The 17,837-nt window shown below is 41.1% G+C and carries 10 protein-coding genes; 5 read left to right on the top strand and 5 right to left on the bottom strand.

The window, feature by feature from the left end; all coding sequences use genetic code 11:
• Nucleotides 1-67: 67 nt before the first annotated feature.
• Both GR160_RS06250 and rhaT read right to left on the bottom strand, forming a co-directional pair.
• Nucleotides 68-1,114 (bottom strand): GntR family transcriptional regulator, encoded by a 1,047-nt coding sequence (locus GR160_RS06250; RefSeq protein WP_160749010.1) that lies wholly within the window; start codon nt 1,112-1,114, stop codon nt 68-70.
• A gap of 260 nt (nt 1,115-1,374) precedes the next feature.
• A complete protein-coding gene (gene rhaT, locus GR160_RS06245; RefSeq protein WP_160749009.1) occupies nt 1,375-2,430 on the bottom strand; it encodes an L-rhamnose/proton symporter RhaT in 1,056 nt (351 codons plus the stop codon).
• 400 nt (nt 2,431-2,830) lie between these two features.
• Here rhaT and GR160_RS06240 point away from each other — a divergent pair, with 400 nt between their 5' ends.
• From GR160_RS06240 to GR160_RS06220, 5 genes are all read left to right on the top strand, one after another.
• Complete coding sequence (locus GR160_RS06240) at nt 2,831-4,927, top strand: bifunctional aldolase/short-chain dehydrogenase (RefSeq protein WP_160749008.1); 2,097 nt, start codon at nt 2,831-2,833, stop codon at nt 4,925-4,927.
• 100 nt (nt 4,928-5,027) lie between these two features.
• The gene (locus GR160_RS06235; protein ID WP_160749007.1) at nt 5,028-6,308 is read left to right on the top strand and encodes a sugar isomerase; all 1,281 of its coding nucleotides are present in this window, start codon (nt 5,028-5,030) and stop codon (nt 6,306-6,308) included.
• A 12-nt stretch (nt 6,309-6,320) separates the two neighbouring features.
• On the top strand, nt 6,321-7,697 hold the full coding sequence (locus GR160_RS06230) for an FGGY-family carbohydrate kinase (RefSeq protein ID WP_160749006.1): 1,377 nt from the start codon (nt 6,321-6,323) through the stop codon (nt 7,695-7,697).
• Nucleotides 7,698-7,758: 61 nt separating this feature from the next.
• Nucleotides 7,759-8,907: an alpha-hydroxy acid oxidase gene (locus GR160_RS06225; protein WP_160749005.1), complete on the top strand. Its 1,149-nt coding sequence runs from the start codon at nt 7,759-7,761 to the stop codon at nt 8,905-8,907.
• A 289-nt stretch (nt 8,908-9,196) separates the two neighbouring features.
• Complete coding sequence (locus GR160_RS06220; RefSeq protein WP_160749004.1) at nt 9,197-11,125, top strand: family 43 glycosylhydrolase; 1,929 nt, start codon at nt 9,197-9,199, stop codon at nt 11,123-11,125.
• Between the two features lie 90 nt (nt 11,126-11,215).
• Here GR160_RS06220 and GR160_RS06215 read toward each other — a convergent pair whose 3' ends face one another.
• The 3 genes from GR160_RS06215 to GR160_RS06205 all read right to left on the bottom strand — a co-directional run.
• Nucleotides 11,216-12,412 carry an acetate kinase gene (locus GR160_RS06215; RefSeq protein WP_160749003.1) on the bottom strand — a complete coding sequence of 399 codons (1,197 nt, stop codon included), beginning with the start codon at nt 12,410-12,412 and terminating at the stop codon, nt 11,216-11,218.
• Nucleotides 12,413-12,437: 25 nt separating this feature from the next.
• Nucleotides 12,438-14,531: a phosphate acetyltransferase gene (pta, locus tag GR160_RS06210; RefSeq protein WP_160749002.1), complete on the bottom strand. Its 2,094-nt coding sequence runs from the start codon at nt 14,529-14,531 to the stop codon at nt 12,438-12,440.
• A gap of 167 nt (nt 14,532-14,698) precedes the next feature.
• Nucleotides 14,699-17,837: T9SS type A sorting domain-containing protein (locus GR160_RS06205; RefSeq protein ID WP_160749001.1), on the bottom strand; the 3,139-nt coding region annotated here is incomplete at its 5' end.

Genomic DNA, 17,837 nt, shown 5'->3' with positions numbered 1-17,837 from the left:
TAAAAAATGGAAAAGCCACGAATTACATCAATTTGTAAAAATTAATGTAATTCGTGGCTTATATATTTTAAAGCGAGTTGCGTTCTATATACTTAAATACGTTTTTAACCTTTTCTTTTTTGTTCTTTAAAACCATATATGCTGCTGATTCGCCCATTGCTTTAAAATCAGTGCTGATAACGGTAATGCCTAAAAGTTCTTTTAGTGGAGTTTCGTTGTAGGAAATTATGCCAATGTCTTCACCCAAGGTTAGGTTTTTTGCCCTTAACTGTCGTACCAAATTTACAAGGTCGCGTTCCTGTATGGTAACATAAACGTCTTTGCTGGAAAGCTCCATGTCTTCATAAATTTCGTCAAGCACCTCGTGGTCAAGGTTAAACTCACGGCAAAATTGCTGAAAGCCATGCATAATACGCCTTGGGTATGGATTAGCCGATTTGTTGGGGTAGACTAAAATTATCTTGTCGTATTTTTTTATTTTATCTAAACCTTCCTTTAAAGCATTGTAAATATCGGTTTTAAAATCCTGGTATATTGTTCCATAATCGCCCGATATGCCCGGTTTGGTATTGTCGAGCATTACCAGTTTGTCTTTTGGTATCTGTTCTAAAATGTTAAGCACATCAGGCGTAAAGCTTACGTGGTTGTAGTTTTCATCCCTAAAGTGTGGCATGATAACATAGTAGTCATACATTCCCATGGCCTTTTCTAATGCATTTATAAATAGCGTTTCATCGCAATGATAAATATACATGTCAATATTAGCCTGTATCCCTATGGCATCTACAAAAGAGTTATATATCATCATTTTGTAGGTGCTTGGCTTGTTTACCAAAAAGAAAATGTTCGATTTTAGCGCATGGTCTGCTTTACTGGTGTAGTATCCTTTGCCCCTAACAGCCACGATTATATTGCGCTCTTTCAGGTATTTGTAGGCTTTTTCGACAGTGTCTCTGGATAGATAGCAGTTTTCGCTTAGTTCATTTATAGAAGGTACTTTTTCGCCTACTTTTATCTTTCCGGTAGAAAGGTCTCCTATAATGGAGTCTACAATTTGTTTGTATTTTGGTACCCTTGAACTTTCGTTTATCTGTATTTCAAACAATTGTGACATGATTTTGAACCTAAAGTAATAATAGGCTAAATGTAGGTAATTATTATTAGCCAGTATAGTATTCAAACGTTTTTTTTAGCTGTATAGCGCATATTTAATAGCTTCTTTTGGAAGTAATAAGTGTTTTTTGGGGTAATAAAAAAAGCGGCAGGAACCACCCAGCCGCTTTATCATTACAGTGCCTAACATAACATTGTAACTAACCTAATCTAACCAAAAAATTAACTAACTCAAACGAGTATATTGAATGAAATTTATATTTAATCTATCGAATTTCCGTACCCTACTATTATTACCGATATCAGCAATACAGCCACCCCGGTAAGCATAGTATATTTTGTTTTATTGCTAACGCCTTTCCACTCTTTTAAATAAATACCCCACAGGTTGCCTACAAGTATAATAGCACTCATGTGCAGTATCCAGCTGCTGGCACCGTTGCCCAATCTGCTTTCGCCCATACCGTAAAAAAAGAACTGTAAGAACCATGTAGTACCCGCAATGGCACAAAAAATATAGTTTTTGGTAAGCGGCATACTCTTGTTGTTAAGGTCGCTAACGCTTTTGTTTTTAATAATAAGATATATACACCATAAAAAATTGGTTGTAAAGCCACCCCAAAGCACCAATACGAACGTAATATTGTTCTGGAAAAGAGGGTTAACACCAGCTTCTACAGCGGCTTCGGCAAGAGGTTTCCCTGCTTCTATTCCGTAATTAAAACAAGAACTTAATATGCCCGAAAGTATCGCTACTACAATACCTTTTTTAAAGTTATACTCGCTGTCTTTTGCAGGAACTTCCCCGGATAAGGCACGTTCTTTCTCTTTCATTATACCCGATTTGCCTGATAGTGCAATACCTGTAAGGCACAGTGCGATACCAAACAATATAACCTGGCCACCGCTTGAGCCCAACATGTCGGTAAAGCTTACTTTTCCCACTTCGCGGTTAAAATCATAATATATGGCAGGTAATAACGCCCCAAACGCAGAGCTGAAACCTAATATAACAGAGTTGCCTAAAGACATTCCTAAGTAGCGCATTCCTAAACCGTAGGTCAAACCGCCAATGCCCCATAATACACCAAAAAGTATGGTGTAGAACATTACGCTTGGGTTACTGAACAGTAATGATGCAAATTCAGGAAACGTAAGCCATAATGCAATAAAAGGAGCGATAAGCCACGAAAAAAATCCGCCAACGATCCAGTATATTTCCCAACGCCACCCGGTTACTTTTTTATAGGGCATGTAAAAACTGCCTGCTGCTGTAGATCCTATTAAGTGAAAAATAACCCCAAGTAATGCGTGCATAATAATATAATAAATTTATAGTGCCTGTAAATAAAAAAGCTATATCGTTTTCGGCTTTGAGGCAAATTTATTCCTATATTTCCAAACCAAAAAAATAGCTGTTGTTGTTTTTATATTAAATCTTTTAAAAACCTGATTTAAAAATACAGCCAATAATTATAATTGTAAATTTTTATCAATATTAAAAATCTTAAGTATAACGGGCATCCTGTAGTATCCTGTAATTGTAAAAATGTTGCAGTAGGGGTATTTTACATATAATGTAGAGGTGTTGCAAAATTTTGTGCCATACTAAACATAATAATTACGGTGTTAAGCAGTACAGCACAGGATACTGACGTCGTTGTTTCATCCTATTTTTGAGAATCAAAATGATAAACCGAATTCAAAAATATAAATAATGGAAAAAACATTTAAGTATGTAAATTATCTATGGGATGAGCAAAAGGCTGCTGCGCTTGGCGATGATCAGGTTGCTTTGTTCCTGTACCGCTCAAATATACTGGGCAGCGATTTAAGGATAACCAACTATGGCGGTGGCAACACATCATGTAAAACCATAGAAAAAGATCCGCTTACCAATGAAGATGTAGAGGTTATGTGGGTAAAAGGTTCCGGCGGCGATATTGGTACCCTTACACGCAGCGGTATTGCAGGGCTTTATACTAAAAGGCTTCGCGACCTTAAAAATGTGTACGGCGGCCTTGCAGATGAAGACCGCATGGTAGGTCTTTTCAATCACTGCATTTTTGACCTTGACAGTAAAGCGCCATCTATAGATACTCCATTACACGGACTGCTTCCGTTTAAACATATAGACCACCTTCATCCTGATGCACTTATTGCTGTTGCTGCTGCTAAAGACAGCGAGCAGGTAACCAAAGATATTTGGGGAGATACTATGGGTTGGGTGCCATGGCAGCGTCCTGGCTTCGACCTTGGTCTTCAGCTTGAAAAATGCCTTGCCGACAACCCGGGCATCCGCGGAATTGTATTGGGCAGCCACGGTTTGTTTACATGGGGCGATACTTCATATGAGTGCTACATCAACAGCCTTGAAGTTATTGAAGCTGCAAGTGCTTACATTGAGAAGAAAATAAAAGAAAAAGGTAGTGTATTTGGCGGACAAAAAATACAGAGCCTTCCTAAAGAAGAGCGTCTTGATAAAGCCGCTACACTAATGCCGTTGCTTCGCGGTCTGGCATCTTCTGAAAAGAAAATGATAGGCCATTTTAACGATAGCGATACGGTTCTTGAGTTTATTAACAGTAACGACCTTGAGCGTCTTGCACCACTGGGGACAAGCTGTCCTGACCACTTCCTACGTACCAAAATCCAGCCGTTAGTGCTTCCGCTAAGTACAAGCGAAGATGTGTACAATACAGAGGAGATACTTAAAAAGATCGAGCCTGCTTTTGAGCAGTACCGCAAAGAATATGCAGAATATTATGAAACCTGCAAGCACCCTAACAGCCCGGCAATGAGAGACCCTAACCCGGTTATCATTATTTATCCTGGCGTAGGTATGTTCAGTTTCTCTAAAGATAAACAAACTACACGTGTAGCCAGCGAGTTTTACATTAATGCTATCAATGTAATGCGTGGCGCAGAGGCTATTACCGAATATACATCTTTGCCAAGGCAGGAGGCTTTTGATATAGAATACTGGCTTCTTGAAGAGGCTAAACTTAGCCGTATGCCTGCCGAAAAACCATTAAGCCGCAGGGTTGCTATCGTTACCGGTGCAGCAGGTGGTATTGGTAAAGCTATTGCTGATAAGTTAGTGCAGGAAGGTGCTAATGTAGTACTTACAGATCTTAATGCCGAGAACCTTCAGGTGGCTTTGGCTACTTATAAAAGAGACCTTGCAGATGGTGCTGTGTGTAATGTGACAGATGAAGAGTCTGTAGTAAAAGCATATAAAGAAGCGTGTCTTGCCTTTGGCGGTGTAGATATTATTGTACACTCTGCAGGGCTTGCTATCTCTAAACCAATTGAAGAAACTACACTTAAAGACTGGAACATACTTCAGGATGTTCTTGTAAAAGGTCAGTTCCTTATGGCGCAGCATGGAACGGCAATCATGAGGAAACAGGGCTTTGGTGGCGATATTGTAAACATTGCCAGTAAAAATGGCCTTGTTGCAGGTCCTAACAATGTGGCTTATGGTACTGCTAAGGCTGCACAGCAACACATGACAAGGCTGCTTGCTGCCGAACTTGCTGCCGATAAAATACGTGTAAACACAGTAAACCCTGACGGTGTTATTGTGGGTAGTAAAATTTGGGAAGGCGCTTGGGCCGAAGGCCGTGCTAAAGCTTATGGCATTACTGTAGAAGAACTGCCTGCACACTATGCTAAACGCAGCCTGCTTAACGAAATTATCCTTCCGGATGATATAGCAAACGGTGTATTTGCCTGCGTGGGCATACTTGATAAGAGTACAGGCGGAATTATAAATGTAGATGGCGGTATGGCCAATGCTTTTGTTCGCTAATAAATTATAAAGCCACGAATTTCACGGATTATCATTACTATTGAATTAAATCAATTTGAGAAAATTCGTGTAATTCGTGGCAAAAAAACAAATACAAAAAATGAAGATTACTGCACAGCAAATAGCTGACTTAAATAAAATGCAGGATACTGTTTTTAATGCCGAACTGAACATTATTTCAGAAAGGTTCGCTAAAAAAGGAGTATCTGTTGACGAAATTGTACAAAAAGTTGCCGATTTTCAGGTGGCAATACCAAGCTGGGCTTTGGGCGCAGGAGGCACACGTTTTGGCCGTTTTTCTTATGGCGGCGAGCCTGCTTCACTGGAGCAAAAACTTGACGATATAGGTATACTGCATGCCCTTACACAATCGGCTGGTGCCGTGTCGTTACACATTCCGTGGGATATTCCTCAGGATGCAAAAGCAATAAAAGAAGTGGCTGCAAGCCACGGCATAGTGTTCGACGCTATGAACTCTAATACCTTTCAGGATCAGCCGGGTGCTAAGGAAAGCTACAAACATGGCTCATTGAGCAGCACTATAGATGCATCGCGCGAGTATGCTATACAGCATAACCTTGATGTGGTTAAAATAGGGCAGGAGTTAGGCTCAAAATCGCTTACCGTATGGTTGGCAGATGGGTCTAACTTCCCTGGTCAGCGCAATTTTCAAACCGTACTGAAACATACAGAGGATAGCCTTAAAACAATCTATGCAGGTCTTCCGGCAGACTGGAGCCTGTTTATAGAATACAAACCATATGAGCCTGCTTTTTACAGCACTGTAATACAGGACTGGGGTACTTCGTTCATGCTGGCTAATGCCTGCGGAGACAGGGCTTACACACTTGTAGACCTTGGTCACCACCTGCCTAATACAAACATTGAGCAAATTGTTGCTACACTGATGATGAGGGGCAAGCTGGGTGGTTTCCACTTTAACGACAGCAAATATGGTGACGACGACGTTACTGTAGGTTCAATTAAGCCTTATCCGTTATTCCTAATTTTCAACGAGCTGGTTTACGGTATGCAGAACAATCCTCAAAACCCTGATCTTGCCTGGATGATTGATGCCAGCCACAATACTAAAGACCCTCTGGAAGACCTTATACAATCGCTTGAGGCCATACTTATTGCTTATACACAGGCGTTGCTGGTAAATCAGGACGAGCTTAGGGCAGCGCAGCAGGATAACGATGTGGTTAAATGTCAGGAAATACTTCAGGATGCTTACCGTACCGATGTTAGGCCAATTCTTAAGGCAGCACGCCAAAAAGCAGGTGGTGCAATAGACCCATTGGCAGCTTACCGCTCTCTTGCAGTGCGTGGCGAACTTATTAAAGAAAGAGGTATGAACGTTAAAGCTACAGGTTTATAAAAAGCAGTACAGATGGTAAAAGTTAATGCGGTATTTGATATAGGCAAGACCAACAAAAAATTCTTTCTTTTTGATGACGATTACAACGAGGTACACCGCGAGTATGTAAACCTTCCGCTAACGACTGATGAAGACGGCTATGAGACTGAAAACCTTGAAGCCCTGCGCCAGTGGATGAAAGATACGTTTGATACAGTGTTGGAAAACCCTGAGTTTGATATAAAAACATTAAACTTTTCGTCATATGGGGCAAGCCTTGTACATCTTGATTATAAAGGTAAAGCACTAACACCGCTGTACAATTATACTAAAGATATGCCGCAGGCAGTTACTGACGGTTTTTATGAAAAATACGGTAACGAGCTTACCATAGCGGCTAAAACGGCATCTCCCCCGGCGGGAATGCTTAATTCGGGCTTACAGCTATATTGGATAAAGACCACAAAGCCCGAGGTTTTCAGCCAGATAAAATATAGCCTGCACCTGCCACAATACCTGTCTTATTTGTTTACGGGTATCCCGGTTAGCGAATATACAAGCATAGGTTGTCATACAAGCCTTTGGGATTATGATGCAGAAGACTATCATGCGTGGGTACATGCCGAGGGCATCGATAAGATACTTCCTCCAATTGTTCCAACATCGGCCAGCATAAACACTACCTATAAAGACAAGAAGATAAAAATAGGTGTAGGCATACACGACAGTTCATCGGCACTTTTGCCTTATATCCTAAGCAAGAAAAAACCTTTTCTGCTGCTATCTACCGGAACATGGAGTATTGCGCTTAACCCTTATAATTCTGAAAGCTTAACGGAGCAGGATATAGAGAATAACAGTCTTAATTACCTGCGAATAGATGGCAAGCGTGTAAAAGCATCTCGTTTTTTTATGGGTAATGAGTATCGCCTACAAGTAGAAAAGCTATCGGCATACTACCAAAAGGAGTACGGCTACCACCGCAATGTGCAGTTTGACCAGGATATATACTTAAAGCTTATACAAAAACCAGCAATGTACTTCAAGTTTGAAGGCATATCGTTGCAAAGGCTTCCACAGGAAACCGAGCTCGAGCCTTTTGATACTTTTGAGGAAGCTTATCATCAGTTGATGATCGAGCTGATGGAGTTACAAATAGACACTATTAACAGTGCTATAGGCAACAGCGATATTAAAACTATCTATATTGATGGTGGATTTACCGACAATGATGTATTTATGAAACTCATGTCGCACCATTTCAGTAGTTTCAAAGTCTTGTCTACACAATCTCCGTTAGGTTCTGCACTGGGCGCAGCCATGGTAATATCAGATAAAAAGATCACCTCAAATTTCCTGAAGGAAAATTACAGGATGAAAAAGCTGGTTCCGTTGTTTTTTGATGTATAACAACGGTGTCGATTATTCATATTCTATAATCAGTAGATTTAGGATAACTAATTAAATTACAATGCAAATTAAATACAACAGCAATTACCCGTCGGTGGAAGATCTTATAAAACAGGCAAAGCGCAAAATTCCGCGCTTCGCTTTTGAGTATCTTGACGGAGGCTGCAACGAAGATGTAAACCTTATAAAGAATACAGCCGATATTCGCGATATTGAGCTAAAGCCTTACTACCTGACCAAACACATTAAGTCGGAAATGAAGACCGAACTGTTTGGGCATACATATGATGCGCCTTTTGGTATATCGCCGGTAGGATTGCAGGGGCTTATGTGGCCCAATGCACCTGAAATTTTAGCTAAGGCAGCCTATGAGCACAATATTCCGTTTATACTAAGCACTGTTACTACAGCCAGTATAGAACGTATTGCCGAGATCACCCACGGTCAGGCCTGGTACCAGTTATACCATCCGGCCGACCCGGTTGTTAGAGACAGTATTATAGACCGTGCAGCAGCAGCAGAATATCCTGTTTTGGTAGCACTTAGCGATGTGCCTACGTTTGGTTTCCGCCCACGTGATATTCGTAATGGTCTTGCCATGCCGCCAAGTATGTCTTTAAGAAATATATTGCAAATATTAGGCAGGCCGGAGTGGGCCATTAAAACCCTTATTCATGGACAACCAAGCTTTAAAACCTTGGAGCCTTATATGGAAAAGGGTATGAACATGAAACAGCTTGGCCAGTTTATGAACCGCACCTTTAGCGGAAGGCTGAATGAAGAGCGCATAGCCCCTATTCGCGATAAGTGGAAAGGCAAGCTGGTGCTTAAAGGTGTGGGCAGCGAAGAAGATGTAGAAATGGCTATACGACTTGGCTTTGATGGTGTTATAGTTTCAAACCACGGTGGCAGGCAGCTTGATGCAGGTCAGAGCGCCATAGCATCTATGCACCCTATTGTAGAAAAATACAAAGGACAGATAAAAGTAATGATGGACAGCGGCATTCGCAGCGGTGTAGATGTTGCACGTACCCTTGCCTGTGGCGCCGATTTTACCTTTATGGGGCGTACCTTTATGTACAGTGTTGCCGCTTTAGGAAACGAAGGTGGCAATCATGCTATATCTATGCTTAAAGTACAACTGCAACAGGTAATGGAGCAGGTGTGCTGTGAAAGGGTTGAAGATTTTCCTAATCACCTAATAAAGTAAGGTGTAAAATTAGAAGTTGTTTTTAAATTTTTATATTTATTTAGCAAGAGTCTGCATTGCAAAATGCAGGCTTTTGTTGTTTAACAATAGTATGAAATTGCTATAATATGCCTGCAAATTAATCGTTCTAAAATGGCTTTTTCAGAATAAATTTCCATTTTACCATCCCTCATTTTCAATTTACCCCCCTTTATATATCGTTTAAAAGTCTTTAATTTGCGATTGTTAAAACTAAAACGATATAGCTAAACGCAGGGTGCTATCCCTCTAAAACCTATAATTTATTTTTATGAAAAAAGTGTTCTCAGGCTCTTCTCTTCTTTTATTTATTGCGTTAATTTTTGGTTTCAAAACCACTGCGCAAAACCAGCCAACATATCCTGATAAAGATTATGTTGCTTATTTGTTTACTTACTTTACAGGTAACGATGTGGTAGACGAAGCTATAAAATTTGGAGTAAGCACCGATGGTTATAACTTTAAAGCACTAAACAATAACCAGCCGGTTATCGATTCTAAAAAAATAAGTTCTACCGGGGGAGTAAGAGATCCACATATTTTGAGAGGACATGACGGCAAAACTTTTTATATGGTGGTTACCGATATGACATCGTCTAAAGGTTGGGATTCTAACAGGGCTATGGTTTTGCTAAAATCAACCGATCTTGTTAACTGGACATCGGCGGTCGTGAACATACAGAAAACCTTTCCGGGCAACGAAAACCTAAAGCGTGTTTGGGCACCGCAAACTGTATATGATGCCTCTGTGGGTAAATACATGATCTATTTCTCAATGCAGCATAATAACGATCCTGATAAGATTTATTATGCCTACGCCAATGCCGATTTTACAGGCCTTGAAGCTGCACCAAAGTTACTATTTATACCAAAGTCTAAAGGTGCATGTATAGATAGCGATATTGTAGAGAAAGACGGTGTTTATCATCTGTTCTATAAAACCGAAGATAATACTGCCGGTATTAAAGTGGCTACTACTAAAAACCTGACTTCTAACCAGTGGACGGAGCATGATAAATATCTACAGCAAACCACGCAAAGTGTGGAAGGTGCAGGGGTGTTTAAACTGAATAATTCTGATGAGTACATCCTTATGTATGACGTTTATAAGAACGGGCGTTATGAGTTTACTAAGAGCTCTGATCTTGAGGACTTCAAGGTTATCAATAAGGACGTTACCATGGATTTTAAACCACGCCATGGCACCGTTATGCCTATTACACGTACAGAATTGAAACGCCTTATGGCAAAATGGGGTACTCCTGAAGGGATTAAAGTGAATAACAACCCCGCTTTGGAAGGTTTTTATGCCGATCCGGAGGTTTTATATTCGCAAAAAACAGGCAAATATTATATTTATCCAACCAGCGATGGTTTTGATGGTTGGAGTGGCTACTACTTTAAAGTATTCTCTTCGGATAATTTGGTTGACTGGAAAGACGAAGGTATTATGCTCGATCTTAAAAAAGATGTTACCTGGGCTAACCGAAACGCATGGGCACCATGTATTGTAGAGAAAAAGATAAATGGTGTTTATAAATACTTCTATTATTTTACTGCCGCGCAAAAAGTAGGGGTGGCTGTTGCCGATAATCCTACCGGACCGTTTAAAGACAGCGGAAAAGCATTAATAGATTTCAGGCCGGATGGTATTAAAGACGGTCAGGAAATAGATCCGGATGTATTTACCGATCCTAAAACCAATAAAAGCTATTTGTACTGGGGTAACGGTTACATGGCAGGAGTAGAGCTTAATGATGATATGGTTTCTATTAACAAAAAAACATTAACAGTTCTTAAACCCGATAATACATATCGTGAAGGCACGTATGTAATTTACCGTAACGGTACTTACTATTTTCTGTGGAGCGAAGACGATACCCGCAGTCCTAACTATAAAGTAAGGTATGCTACTGCAAAATCGCCATTGGGCAAGTTTACCATTCCTAAAGACAATATTGTTATCAAACAGGATGCTGATAAAAAACTATTTGGAACAGGGCATAACTCAGTAGTTCAGGTGCCGGGCAAGGATGAATGGTATATAGTTTACCACAGGTTTAGTTATCCTAACGGATACAAAATGGGCGATGCTGCAGGTTTTCACCGCGAAGTATGCATCGATAAACTGGAGTTTGACAGCAAAGGTAATATCATTACCGTTAAGCCAACTTTAGAAGGGATTAAGCCTGTAAAATAATTCTATAGATACAGATACAAAAATGAGGTGCTAAATAATCAGCACCTCATTTTTTGTTTTAGATTTTATTGTATTTCGTTCTAAATAAACCTACTTCAGCAGTTCATAACACTGGTTTGCAATTTCGAGTTCTTCGTTGGTAGGTATGATCAATATCTTTACTTTAGAGGCTACTGTGTTTATTTCGCGCAACCCGGGTTTTCGGGTGCTGTTCTCTTCTGTATTAATTTCGATGCCCAAATATTCTAAATCAGAACATACCAGTTGGCGAACCATGGCATCATTTTCTCCAACGCCCGCTGTAAATATAATGGCATCTATACCGTTAAGAGCAGCAACATAAGACCCAATGTATTTTTTTATGCGGTAGGCATACATATCATAAGCGAGTTTAGCATTTTCGTCGCCTTCGTTAATAGCTTTGGTAATATCGCGCATGTCGCTGTATCCTGTTAAGCCCTGCATACCGCTACGCTTGTTTAGTAGGTTGCTCACCTGTTCTATATCATAGCCTAATGAATTTACAAGATAGAATACTACTGTTGGGTCTATATCGCCTGTACGGGTGCCCATAATAAGGCCGCTTAATGGGCCAAAGCCCATGCTTGTATCGATACTTTGCCCATTTTTTATGGCGGTAATGCTGCAACCATTTCCAAGGTGGACAGAGATAAGTTTTGTGTCGTTTTTACCTAAATGTGCATTGGCGCGCTCCGATACATATTTATGGCTAGTGCCATGAAAGCCATAACTACGAATGTTATAATCAGTATAATAAGAGTTAGGAAGTGCAAAACGATATGCCTCGGATGGCATTGTTTGATGAAAGGCCGTGTCAAAAACAGCAACCTGTGTGGCATTGGTAAAGATCTTTTCGGCAACCTCTATCCCCCTGTAACCAGATGGGTTGTGCAGCGGTGCAAGCTGAAAGGTTTTTTTAAGCTCTTCCTTAACTCCGGCATCGATAATTGTTGTTGTAGAAAATAATTCGCCACCATGAACAATGCGATGACCCACAGCAGCAATATCGGCTGTATTTTTAATAACGCCAAACTCAGGGTGGGTAAGCAGGCTGTTTACTTCGTTAAGTCCTGCCTCATGGTCGGGTATATCGAGTACAAATCTTTGCGATGTTTCTTCGCCATCGGTATACGTTTTATGGATGATAAGGGCATCATCAAGACCAATGCGTTCTACCAACCCCACACAAATGGGACTGACAGACGGCATGGTAAACAATTGATATTTTATAGAACTGCTGCCGGAATTTATTACAAAAATGTTCACTTGTATAAATAGGGATTATGAATTATTAATTTTCCTGACACTGTATGGCAGTAATAATAACGGTATTAAAAATATCGTCTACAGTACAGCCACGGCTCAGGTCGTTTACAGGTTTGTTGAGCCCCTGTAGCATGGGGCCAATGGCAAGAGCTCCGGTTTCGCGCTGCACGGCTTTGTAGGTATTGTTACCGGTGTTGAGGTCCGGAAATATAAGCACGCTTGCCTGTCCGGCAACTTCGCTGCCCGGCAATTTGCTGCTTCCCACAACAGGGTCTACTGCCGCATCATATTGTATAGGTCCTTCCACTTTGAGATCAGGACGGCGTTCTTTTACGATTTCAGTAGCACGTCGCACTTTCTCTACATCAGCACCTTCGCCCGATGTACCCGACGAGTAAGACAACATGGCGACTCTTGGTTCTATACCAAAACGAATGCTGCTCTCTGCTGATGATATGGCTATTTCAGCAAGTTGCTCGGCAGTAGGGTTAGGGTTTACGGCACAGTCGCCAAAAATGCAAACCCTGTCCGGAAGGCACATAAAGAATATTGAAGATACTACAGATATTCCGGGTTTTGTTTTTACAAACTGCAATGCAGGTCTAATGGTATGTTGTGTAGTGTGTACAGCACCGCTAACCATACCGTCGGCATGTCCTTTGTAAACCATCATGGTGCCAAAGTAAGATACGTCGGTCATCATGTCGCGGGCCATTTCCATGTTTACGTTCTTGGTCTTGCGAAGCTCATAAAGTGTTTCCACATAGTCGTTATAATAACTATCGTCTGCAGGGTTAACGATCCTTACACTACCCAGGTCAAGAGGAATGCCAAGACGGTTTATTTTTTCGCTAATTTCGTTTACGTCTCCCAGTATGGTAAGGTTAACAATATCCTGACTGATAAGACGGGCAGCGGCTTTAAGTATACGTTCGTCTTTGCCTTCGGGTAATACTATATGTTTTTTAGAACTCTTTGCCCATTCCGTAAGCTGATACTGGAACATGCGCGGCGTAATGCCCGATGGGGTAGAGGTAACAATGCGTTTATCAAGCTCAGCAGTATTTACACACTTATTAAAAGTATTTATTGCAAGCTGAATCTTACGTGTATTATCGGATGTTATTTTAGAACGTATAGCACCAACGTCAATACTGGTCTGGAATGTTCCTGTTTCAACAGCTATAATCGGTATAACAGTTTGGAGTCCATTTAAGAGCTTAATGATAGGCTCTTCAGGTTCCTGCCCTGCGGTTAATATGATACCTGATACTTTTGGATAAGTAGTGGAAAGATTAGCCTGTAATGCACTTATAATTATATCGCCACGGTCGCCGGGGGTAACAATCACCACATTCTCTTTAATATAATTTAAAAAGTTAGGGACCTGCATGGCTCCGGTTACAAAGGTGTCCGCCTGATTGCTCAACAATTCTTCACCAAAAAGGAGTTTACCTTTTAGTTTTTTGTTGATCTCTTTCATGGTGGGACTTAGTAAGCCCTTGTCCTGTGGAATAATTGCCAAAACTACTTCAGGTGGAAGTTGTTGTTTTAGCAACTCTTCTATATCATTTACATTTTCAGGTTTTATTTTATTCGCAACAATGGCGAGCACCTGTATTTCACGGGCATCAAAATTGTGTAGGGCGGTAAGTGCACCATTTACCACCTGTGCAGTAGATTTACCTTCGCCCGATACCACCACGATAACCGGCGCACGTAAGTTTTTTGCAATCTGCACATTGATATCAAATTCAAAAGCCGATCCGTCTCCTGTATAATCTGTACCTTCAACTACCGTAAAATCATATTTATTCTCAAGGTATTTAAATTTACGTATAATCGTATCAATAACCTCACCTTGGGTTTCGGTCTCCATTTGTTGCATAGCCTGCTGCCAGGTAAAGGCATAGCTGTCTTCAAATGTCATAGGGAGGTCAAAATAATTCAATATGGTGTGTATGTGGTTATCTTTTTCCTCCAGTTGATTTTGTGTAATGATGGGTTTGTAGTAACCTATTTTTTGGGCTTTACCCAAAAGCATGTTTACCAGCCCGATCGATACAATAGATTTACCACTGTAAGGTTCGGTTCCGGCAATAAAAACTGTTTTGATCATTGGTGTTGTTTTATGCAGTAGATGTCATGCAAAATTAATTATTATTTAGAATTGTTCTAATTAATATATGAAGTTTAACTAAATAAAAATCTAATTCTGCCATGTATTAAAGGTACAAAAAAAGACGGCCGTTAGGCCGTCTTTAAATATAATAATTTGGTTAAGGATTATTTTTTGATAATCGTAAGGTTTTTAACCTTGTTACCCGTAGTAACCCTCACAATATAGCTTGCTGCCTGAAGTGTACTCATGTTAAGTTTGCCTTTATTGACATTCCATTTCACTTCAAATACCAGTTTGCCATGCAGGTCGTAAACCGCCACATTCGAGATGTTTTGAGACGACTCTATGTTAAGTTCAGTATCAACCGGGTTAGGATAGTATTTAAACGTATCCTGAGTAAAATGGTCATTACCTAAAATTATAGAGATCGTTACTGCCAAAGTGGTCTGGCTTGTACAGCCGTTAACAGTTTGGGTAGCATAGTAGGTAACTGCATTTTCTAAAACAGTATCCGAAGATAGCGGAGTACCACCATTTAGTGCTTCATCTTCTGATGCATACCAAAGTACACCTTCGCCAATAACTTCGATATCTGCAATAGTAGCGTTATCCGTACTGTTAAATGCCTGTTGGGTTAGACCATCCGGTGCAGCAGTAGTATTAATAGTTACGCTAACTGCTGTCCTTGTACTTTCGCAAGCGTTTAGTGTTTGCGATACATAGTAAGTACCCGTTGCAAGCACTTCTGTAGAAGTTAAGGCTGTAGTTGAAGTCTCGCTAGCATACCAAGCTAAGTCAGTACCTTCAGCTGTCAGTTCTACAACCGTTGCACCATTACAGAATGTTTGTGCAGATGCCGTTGGTGCAGTTGTAGTATTAATAGTTACGCTAACTGCTGTCCTTGTACTTTCGCAGGCGTTTAGTGTTTGCGATACATAGTAAGTACCTGCTGCAAGCACTTCTGTCGAAGTTAAGGCTGTAGTTGAAGTTTCATTAGCATACCAAACTAAGTTATCGCCAGTCGCAGTAAGCTCTGCCACCGTTGCACCATTACAGAATGTCTGTGCAGCAGCCGTTGGAGCAGCAGTAGTGTTAATAGTTACTGCAACTGCCGTTCTTGTACTATCACATCCGTTAACTGTCTGTGATACATAATATGTACCTGTTGCAAGCACCTCTGTAGAAGCTAAAGCTGTAGTTGAAGTTTCATTATCATACCAAGCTAAGTCAGTACCTTCAGCTGTCAGTTGTGCAACCGTTGCACCGTTACAGAATGTTTGTGTGTCGGCTGTTGGTGCAGCAGTAGTGTTAATAGTTACGCTAACTGCTGTCCTTGTACTCTCGCAAGCGTTTAGTGTTTGCGATACATAATAAGTACCTGTTGCAAGCACTTCTGTCGAAGTTAAGGCTGTAGTTGAAGTTGCATCTGAATACCAAGCCAAGTCAGTACCTTCAGCCACAAGCTCGGCTACGGTAGCACCTGTACAGAATGTCTGTGCATCGGCCGTTGGTGCAGCAGTAGTATTAATAGTTACGCTAACAGCAGTCCTCACACTCTCGCAGGCGTTAAGCGTTTGCGATACATAGTAAGTACCCGTTGCAAGCACTTCTGTCGAAGTTAAGGCTGTAGTTGAAGTCTCGCTAGCATACCAAGCTAAGTCAGTACCTTCAGCAGTAAGTTCCGCTACGGTAGCACCATTACAGAATGTCTGTGCATCGGCTATTGGAGCAGTTGTAGTATTGATAGTTACAGCAACCGCTGTTCTTGTACTCTCGCAAGCGTTCAGTGTTTGTGATACATAGTAAGTACCTGTTACAAGCACCTCTGTCGAAGTCAAGGCTGTAGCCGAAGTCGCATCAGCATACCAAGCTAAGTCAGTACCTTCAGCAGTAAGTTCCGCTACGGTAGCACCATTACAGAATGTCTGTGCATCGGCTATTGGAGCAGTTGTAGTATTAATAGTTACAGCAACCGCTGTCCTTACGCTTTCGCAGGCGTTTAGTGTTTGTGATACATAGTAAGTTCCTGTTGCAAGAATCTCTGTAGAAGTTAAGGTTGTAGTTGAAGTTGCGTCAGCATACCAAACCAAGTCAGTACCTTCAGCAGTAAGTTCCGCTACCGTAGCACCATTACAGAATGTCTGTGCATCGGCTGTTGGTACAGCAGTAGTATTAATAGTTACAGCAACCGCAGTCCTTACGCTTTCACAAGCGTTCAATGTCTGAGATACATAATAAGTACCTGTTGCAAGAACCTCTGTAGAAGCAAGTGCCACAGTTGAAGTTTCATCAGCATACCAAGCTAAGTCAGTACCTTCAGCAGTAAGTTCCGCTACGGTAGCACCATTACAGAATGTCTGTGCAGCAGCCGTTGGAGCAGCAGTAGTGTTAATAGTTACGCTAACTGCTGTCCTTGTACTTTCGCAAGCGTTCAGTGTTTGCGATACATAATAAGTACCTGTTGCAAGCACTTCTGTAGAAGCTAAAGCTGTAGCCGAAGTCGCATCAGCATACCAAGCTAAGTCAGTACCTTCAGCAATAAACTCCGCTACCGTAGCACCAACGCAGAACGTCTGCGCATCGGCTGTTGGTTCAGCAGTAGTGTTGATAGTTACTGCAACTGCCGTTCTTGTACTCTCACAAGAGTTCAATGTTTGCGATACATAATATGTACTTGTTGCAAGTACTTGGGTAGAAGCAAGTGCCACTGTTGAAGTTTCATCAGCATACCAAGCTAAGTCAGTACCTTCAGCAGTAAGTTCCGCTACGGTAGCACCATTACAGAACGTCTGCGCATCGGCTGTTGGTTCAGCAGTAGTGTTGATGGTTACTGCAACTGCCGTTCTTGTACTCTCACAAGAGTTCAATGTTTGCGATACATAATATGTACTTGTTGCAAGTACTTCGGTAGAAGCAAGTGCCACTGTTGAAGTTGCATCTGAATACCAAGCTAAGTCAGTACCTTCAGCAATAAGCTCAGCTATCGTTGCACCCACGCAGAATGTTTGTGCCGATGCTGTTGGAGCAGCGGTAATATTGATAGTTACTGCAACTGTTGTCCTTGTACTCTCACAGCTATTTAAAGTCTGCGATACATAGTAAGTACCCGTTGCAAGTGCAGTATTTGAAGCAAGCTGCGTTCCGCCTGTAGCAACAGAGTACCATTTTAGTGAAGTACCGTTAGCCACTAAGTTTACTACAGTAGCGCCGCTACAGAATGTCTGTGCCGATGCTGTTGGAGAAGCGGTAGTATTGATTGTAACTGCAACTGCCGTTCTTGTACTCTCACAAGAGTTCAGTGTT

It is taken from the genome of Flavobacterium sp. Sd200 (assembly GCF_009826935.1).
Taxonomy (GTDB): Bacteria; Bacteroidota; Bacteroidia; order Flavobacteriales; family Flavobacteriaceae; genus Flavobacterium.
This window is presented reverse-complemented; position numbering and strand designations above follow the sequence as displayed.